Source organism: Marivirga sp., assembly GCF_035704835.1.
Lineage (GTDB): Bacteria > Bacteroidota > Bacteroidia > Cytophagales > Cyclobacteriaceae > Marivirga.
Map to the genome: position 1 here is coordinate 1 of NZ_DASSWQ010000032.1, position 8,041 is coordinate 8,041.

An 8,041-nucleotide genomic window follows, 5' to 3' on the forward strand; every position below is an offset into this window, starting at 1 on the left:
GCTGAAAATATATTTGAAATACAGGCTATAATGCCTGTTAGTGGTAAAAGAATTAAGAAGACTCTCCTCTTAACCCAAGAACAAAAGTATTTAGCTGAGCTATTTAATTTTGGGTGTTAAAATGCGGAAGTCAGGAAAAAGCTCTTTAAAAAAGATGGGTAGAAATTTTCTTCCGCTCATATTATTTGAGAACTGAGCGGAAGAAAGTTGTTAATATTTAGCGGGTGTTCCTGCGGCAGGCAAGCTCTTTTCTATGAATTTTCTTATATCTTCATTTGAAGTAGCTAAATCTTCAGCTCTCAAATACATCATATGGCCACTTCTATATCCTTTAAATGAAAATCGATCTTTCATTTTACCACTCGGATCGATATGCCACATGGTATACTTTGCATCGAAATATGTAGTAGCACCATCATAATAGCCACTTTGAACCATCGTATGCAAATAGGGATTTTGTGCCATTGCTTGTCTTAAATTTTCACCAGTATTATCATTACTATTATCCCACGGGCGAACTGGTCCAAACATATTGTATTTAATGTCAGTTTTATAGCCTAAGAAGTTGCGGTAGTAATAATTAATGGCTGGAGTAAAAGAATGCAACCAGGAAGTCAATTCTGAATTAAAATCTGGTCTTGTTCCAGCGTCCATTCTGTCAATTCCTTTGTAGCGGGAATCAAGTCTACCAATTGTAAATCCTTCCTCTCTTAATAATTCTTTCCAAAAGAAGGAGGTCGGAACATCCATATTATGCTGTGAGATAACTTTCTCAGATAAACCCGAAAATCTACTGAAATTTTGAATTGCTTTCTCCTTCTCATCATCCGATATCCAGGCACCCTTTGCAATAGCCGGTAAAAGATGGTTGAGCGTATAACTTTCTGATTCGGCTAACACTACGTCTAAATCTTTCGATTGCAAATCTGCAGGCAATTTTTTATGATACCATGCTGCCGCTGTAAAGTATGGTAAGCGATTAGCTGATTCTACTGCTCCTGATCTATCAATACCTAAATCTGTTGGAGAGACCAAAATAACACCATTTAAATACATCCATTGATTATTTTGCAATTCTAAAGCTAATCCTGAAACTCGGGTGGTTCCATAACTTTCACCGATTAGATATTTTGGAGAATTCCAGCGATTTATTCTGGTAACAAAAGTATTTATCCATTCTGCTAAATATTCAATATCCTGATTTACTCCGAAAAATGTTTCTTTTTTAGCTTCGGGGTCTAAAATTCGTGAGTACCCAGTATTGACGGGGTTGACATAAACAATATCAGCAACATCCAAGATAGAATGCGGATTGTCTTTTACTCCGTAAGGTTGAATAGGAAAACCTTCTTCATCAATTCTAAGAATTTTTGGACCAGTATAAGCTAAATGCATCCATACGGATGCCGAACCAGGTCCACCATTAAAAGAGATAACTAATGGCCTTCTATCGGTATTAGAAATATCAGAGCGTTTATAAAACGTATAATGTACTGCTGCAATGGGTTTGCCATTTTCGTCCCAGACAGGTTGAGTGCCAGTTTGTGCGGAATAGGATATTTTCTCTCCCTTTATACTTACTTGATGATTTGTAACAATTTCTTCTTCCGCCTCCAACTTCCTTTCTTGTGATTTGGATTGGTAGTTAAATATTAATCCAAAAGTTAGTAGCAATATATATTTTTTCATAGGTTCAAATGTTTTTTTAAATTCAAATTAGTCTGATTTTTTGTTTTTTTAAATGTTTTTATTTTGGAAGAACTTAAAGCCTTATGAATGGTATGGAAGAACAGTGACAATATATATTTTTGAAATATGGTAAGCTTATTCACAACTTTTTTTCCTCTATTACGCAATTAATAGACCCATTTTCTCCCTTTTCATATTTGTAGATATCATAGTATTATATCGGACTTGTAAATTTTATAGTTTATATTAGGTAATTACTAAACTTTTAAACTAAACTATAAGAACTATGGCAAATTGTTTTGCACTAATGGGTTGGAGTTTACCCGTAATCGAGAGTATGCAAAAGCTCAATAAACCTTATGTAGTCGTATCATTTCCTGACTTTGAGGATTATGCTAAAGAGCATAATATTCCTTTTGTCGCTTATCAATTTGATGAATGGAGTGATACTTCAAATTCTATAGATTTGCATGAGAAGTTAAAACCATTTAATGCAGACGTAGCTGTTCCTCTTTTCGAAGAAACTGTGGAATGGGCTGGAGCTTTAAATTCCATTTACAGAAATGATCCCCGTGTATTAAACCGTGCTTTCTTATTTAGAAATAAGGCAATGATGAAGCGAAAAGCTTTAATTGGAGGTTTACGCGTTGGTTTATTTGAAGAGGTGTACAACAAAGAAGGTGTAAAAGCTTTCATGAAAAGATTAAATCAAGCAAATCTCCAAGTAGACGGAGAAGAAGATAGTTGGGTTCATATTAAACCATTTGCTTCTGCGGGTACTGTTGGGCACCGGTTATTACGTTCTTTATCAGATGTTGATGAGAAATGTCAAGAAGATGATTTTCCATGTTTAGCAGAAAGTCACTTGCCAGGAACTGAGTTTTCTTGTGAGGCTTTTATTCATAAAGGAAAAATAAGGTTTCTAAATATTACTGAATATGTTAAATTAGGTTATTCTAACTTTATACCAGAAGGAAATCTATTGTATTCAAAACGTGACAAAATCATGAAAGAGATGCAAAAGCTTGTCGATTTATTTGGTATAGAATATGGAATGATTCACCCTGAGTGGTTCCTAACCGAAGATGATACGTTAAGCTTTGGTGAGGTAGCTTGCAGAATTCCTGGTGGACATATTTTGGAATTGGCAGGAAAAGCCTACGATTTTGACGCTTTAGGTGCATTTGTTTTAATGCATGATCCTAATTTGTCAGAAGAAGAAATTAAAGAAATATTACCTGCTCCTGATGCAAGACCTAAGAATTTCTATGGAAATGTGATGATTTATCCTCACAAAAATTCAATTTCTAAATTAGAAATTCCAGAGGAATTGAAAGAGGAACCTTATTTCTTAGATCATAATTTGATCCCTCCAATGACTACACAAAAAATAAGTGATAGAGCTGGTTTCGGGAATCACTTTGGTACTGTGAACTTTAAAGGAGAAGACCCTGATAGAATGACAGAATTATTATTACATTATGAAGATGTAGATTTCTATCATTAAGAATAATTAAATAAGAAGGTCGCAAACTATAGTTTGTGTCCTTCTTACTTTATTTCCCGTAATAAAACATTATTTAGAGCCAAATTGAGTATTATTAACGCTTGTCATTTTTTAACTTTGACAATGAACCTTATAAATTTTTAGAACCCCATGGGGAATCAAACATTAATTGACAATAGCAATCAGAAATTAAAAGAACTATTAGAAGAGTTCACCGCTGCTACATCTTTGACAAGACCAGAGAAAGCAAACCGTCTAATGGGGCAAATCGATGTTTTAAGTGATTCTGTTGAGGGTTTAGCTTTGGTTTATAGTTTAATCGATAAGATATCTGAAGGAGGTATTTTTAGGGAATCACCTTGGGCTGATCCGTCCAAATTAGTGGCCGGACTGGTAAATGGAACATTAAAAAGTGGTCATCCTAATTCCACAATTGAATTATTAAGTGAACTTAGATTATTGGCAATTACTAAAGGTGATTACAAAACGGATCTGATTTCTGCTGAAGATGCAGAAAGTTTTATTCAGGAAGTAATAGTGGCAAATTTAGAATTTGTTTTCAACGAACCAGTAGAAGAAACTCGCCTCATAATGAGCGAGCATGAATTAAACAAAGTCCATAATCTCTTTAATTTCCTATCCGAGCATATTCATTTAGATGACGTAAAAGATACTTTAGCAGAAGAGCTTACACTAATATGCGAACAACGGCCTGTTGTGACAGAAAAGCAAAGAAAAATTATTGCTTTAGTTAAAGAAAAGATTGAACTAGATCCTAAAAAAGAAGGAGATTTAAAGCTTTTAAGGTTCCAAAGATGTATTTACAGACCTACTGCTAATACAGCTAATAAAAACGTTACTGAATATCAATCTGTATTAGAAAAATTAAATAATACTGAACTTTATTTAGAAGCTGAAGAAATTGGAAAATCAATGCTAGAGTACGGCTTGGTTAGTCAATATCACGCTGTTTTATTGAAATATTTGATTGAAAATGAATATTACCAAACAGTACCTATTTGTTTAGGATTAACGCCTGTGGGAGAAACAAGATGGAACGAGTTAACTACCTTTTTATCTGATCTGATTTTAAAAACGGTGCATATTTACAATGCCCAGTGCATTTACGGATTGGCCAAAATGTTAGAAAATGGTACGATTGCCAGAGAAGCAGTGCGTTCAGGTTTGTCCAATCTTAGCGGTATAAAAATACATCCACAAGTGGAAGAAAGAATTTTAAAGTCTACTAAAAACCCCCATCAGGCAGTGAGTGCCAGGCAATATCTTATGGGAGCTCTTTTCCGTATTTTAGGTCAACCTTTAGGTGTTGGACAAGGAAATAACCCTACTTGTCAAAGTGCAAGAGGTATAAGTATGTGGAGTCAACATGCACCTGCTAAGCTGATAAATATGGTTCAAACTGCTGCTGTTACTAATGATATTACTTTTCGATTTGAGGGACAAGAAATAAAAGCTTCTGTAACAGGACAAGGATTAGTACAGAATTTAGATTACAACCTGGATGCGGTATCAGTGACTCTAGTACCTATGCTGGATAGGATATACAATGAAATGATGATCCGTGGCTCTGGAAGGGCAGAAGACCCTCATAAGTGGGTGAACCCAGCTCTTTATGGTCAATGGATTCAAATTGGATTTGCATCGGCCTATGATTATTTTTCCAATGCGATTGTAGATTTTGACGGTTTTATAAGGGTATTTTATGCAATGTGTCATCCTGAATATAATGGTGGGCATCGACTTATATATCCTAACCCGGTTGGTATTTTTATTACCAGTTCAAAAGGTGATATGTTAGGTTTTCATGCTATTTCATTGTTAAGAGTAGATAAAGACCCATCAGAAAAATATAGGGCTTATTTCCTTAACCCAAATAATGAAGGTCGCCAAGATTGGGGGCAAAATATTAAACCTTCTGTTTTTGGAAATGGAGAGCTTCATGGGGAATCATCATTGCCCTTGTACCAGTTTGCAGCGAGAACTTACGCTTTTCATTTTAATGATTTGGAAGCAGAAAATATGGTAGATAATATACCTGCCACAGAAGTAGAGAAAGTTAAAACATTAGCAAAAGAAAGCTGGGGGAAATCATATACCTGGTTGGAAACAAACAAAAAATGGTAAAACATTCATCGAGAATAGAGCTTAAGCAATCAGCATTAAAAGCAAATATTAATTTTATAAAGAAGAAAATAGGGAAGGATGCCATTCTTTCCTCTGTGGTAAAAGCTAATGCTTATGGACATGGTATTGAATCTTTTGTGCCATTAGCTGAAAAATGTGGAGTTCATCATTTTTCCGTAGCCTCTTCATTTGAAGCAGAGGAAGTTCTTAATGCATGTAATAAGAAAAGTCAGATTATGATTATGGGTATTATCTATGAAGAAGATATACCCTGGGCAATTGAAAACAATATTGAGTTTTTCGTTTATAATTATGACCGTTTACCAATTGCACTGGCTGCTGCCAAAAAAATTGGTAAGCCAGCTAAAGTTCATATTGAAGTGGAAACGGGTGCAAATAGAACAGGAATGCCAGCACAGGAATTTCCTAAAGCAATTAACTTTCTAAAGAAAAATAAAGAACATATAATTTTTCAAGGACTGTGCACTCATTTTGGTGGAGCAGAGAGTCTGAGCAATCAGTTTAAAATAGATAAGCAGAAATCGAAATATAAAGAATTTTTAAAAATCTGTAAGGATAAAAAATTCGAGCCTAATATTAGACATATAGCTTGTTCAGCTGCCGCTTTGGCAATGCCTGATACTGTTTATGATTTAGTAAGAGTAGGAGTTGCCCAATATGGATTCTGGCCGAGTCCAGATATTTACTATCACCATCTATCGGAAACTGATAAAAAGTCTGATGGTGCCTTAAAGAGAATATTCAGCTGGAAGACGGATATAATGGATATTCGAGATGTTCCTGAAGGAGATTTCATTGGATATGGAACTGCCTTCCAGGCTAGTCATAAAATGAAAATTGCAGTGATGCCATTAGGCTATTCAAATGGTTATCCGAGAGCACTATCTAATAGAGGTTATGTATTGATTGATGGTAAGAAGGCACCAATTGTAGGCTTAATCAATATGAATCTGTTCATGGTGGATATCACTCATATTCCTGATGCTAAAGTTGGAGATGAGGTAGTTTTGATCGGTAGGCAAAAGAATAATGTCATTAATGTAAGCAGCTTTACAAACAGTACTCAACTGTTAAATAATGAAATGTTAAGCCGATTACCTGCAGCTATACCTAGAACTATAGTAAAATAAAGCTTTTTACAATAAAAATGAATTTTACAAAACACGAAGAAACTGTAATTATCAAATTAGAGAAAAGAGCAGGAGATGTTTTGTATATACAGGATATTGCTCCTTATTTCATTTCTAGTAGTTGCTTACAGATTTCTACTTATACTCAGACCGCTTACATTCAAGCAGAAGGTAATATGCAAGTTGCTTTATCTGAATATTTTCAATTAGTTGTATTTCTTAAAAAACTGGAGCAAAATGGAGCTTGTTTTTCTATTTCTTATACTCCTTTAGAAGATAATTTAGTACAAATCGGGAATAATGATTTTGAAGATTACCAGCAGCATACTATTGCAGATGGAGATTTGTTGATTCAATTATTTTATTACAAGGAAGAAAGTATGTGATGGAGCCCGAGTTTTCCTTTCAATTTGAGAAGCCAAAATCAATAAAAACATTTCAATCGCATTCAAAGCGAAGCTTTTTAATTCCCAGTTTTATAGCACTGTTACTATTTATATTCATATGTTTCTTCGGATACAGATCAAATGAGAATTTAAATGAACTGAAAATAAAACAAGAATTGATTGAGGAAGATTTAATTAAACAATCTCAGAATACTGATCTGTTGAGTAAAAAGCTTCAAAATGAGTTTAAACAGTATAAAGAAACTCAAGTACATATTTCCCAAGAGTTTTCTTCCTTTAATGAATCCTTAAAAGAGCAAAACGAAAGCTTAAAAAGTATCAGGTATTGGAATTACAGGCAATCGAAGCAATTAGAAAATCTACAATCCTTTTTGAATAAAGATTCTGTAACCACTGGAATAAACTAATGCATTGCTTTTCTGATCATTTCTGCACTTTGTTCAGGATGCTTGCAAGACCTTATTCTACTTTTTTTACTCTATTATTTTGAGCATCTAAATCTTGATGGATTCGACAGAAAAATAATATAGAGTATTCAATTTTCAATAGGACCAAGCCTTAATAAAGAAGAAAAGAAAGTACCTCTCGGATTGTCTTTAATATCAGTGAGTTTGGAATAATCATTTTTTTAATTTCAAAGTTGATTTAATCTTTAGAATGGCTAAATTGTAAAATAATCATAACCAATTAACTAACTATGAAGATTTTAGAGAAAATTAAATCACTTAGTCTTGTTGCAATAGCAACAATATTCCTTTTATCCGCTACATTAATATCATGTGGTGATGGTAATAAAGAAGGTTCATCAGAGGATGCCTCAACAGAGGAGGTAATGGATGGAGAAATGATGGACGAGGAAAAGCATTCAGATGATTCGGAGCATCCAAGTGATGATGCTTCGGATTCTACTAAGGAGGAGCATCCTTCTGGAGGTGGTGAACATCCAAGCAATTAATTATTAATATTGCTTCTGCAAAATCAAAGCCCGAAAACTTAGTTTTCGGGCTTTTTTTGTGTGTCAGGCATGGTCATCATGCTATAGGGTGCAAGTCCCGAACGAGAGTTACAGTACTTATCGTTAGCCAATAGCAAGGGTGTCGTGGGCGACTGCGAATCTGAAAGAAGCTGGCGGCAAATATTCG

At 34.4% G+C, this 8,041-nt stretch carries 7 protein-coding genes; 6 read left to right on the forward strand and 1 reads right to left on the reverse strand.

The features are described 5' to 3' along the window. Positions 1–210: 210 nt before the first annotated feature. A complete protein-coding gene (locus VFM92_RS05685; RefSeq protein ID WP_325121230.1) occupies positions 211–1,689 on the reverse strand; it encodes a S10 family peptidase in 1,479 nt (492 codons plus the stop codon). A 286-nt stretch (positions 1,690–1,975) separates the two neighbouring features. Between VFM92_RS05685 and VFM92_RS05690 the strand changes: the two genes are divergently transcribed. The 6 genes from VFM92_RS05690 (at position 1,976) to VFM92_RS05715 (ending at position 7,854) form a co-directional block, all read left to right on the forward strand. Next, positions 1,976–3,196: a carboxylate--amine ligase gene (locus VFM92_RS05690; protein WP_325121231.1), complete on the forward strand. Its 1,221-nt coding sequence runs from the start codon at positions 1,976–1,978 to the stop codon at positions 3,194–3,196. Positions 3,197–3,346: 150 nt separating this feature from the next. After that, the gene (locus tag VFM92_RS05695) at positions 3,347–5,341 is read left to right on the forward strand and encodes a hypothetical protein (RefSeq protein ID WP_325121232.1); all 1,995 of its coding nucleotides are present in this window, start codon (positions 3,347–3,349) and stop codon (positions 5,339–5,341) included. Further along, entirely contained in the window at positions 5,335–6,492 is a 1,158-nt protein-coding gene (alr, locus tag VFM92_RS05700) for an alanine racemase (protein ID WP_325121233.1), read from the forward strand. The genes VFM92_RS05695 and alr overlap by 7 nt, the downstream gene beginning before the upstream one ends. A gap of 17 nt (positions 6,493–6,509) precedes the next feature. Next, positions 6,510–6,878, forward strand: coding sequence for a hypothetical protein (locus VFM92_RS05705; protein WP_325121234.1), 369 nt, complete (start codon positions 6,510–6,512; stop codon positions 6,876–6,878). 176 nt (positions 6,879–7,054) lie between these two features. Continuing rightward, entirely contained in the window at positions 7,055–7,306 is a 252-nt protein-coding gene (locus tag VFM92_RS05710; protein ID WP_325121235.1) for a hypothetical protein, read from the forward strand. A 290-nt stretch (positions 7,307–7,596) separates the two neighbouring features. Next, complete coding sequence (locus tag VFM92_RS05715; protein ID WP_325121236.1) at positions 7,597–7,854, forward strand: hypothetical protein; 258 nt, start codon at positions 7,597–7,599, stop codon at positions 7,852–7,854. The last annotated feature ends 187 nt before the right edge of the window (positions 7,855–8,041 follow it).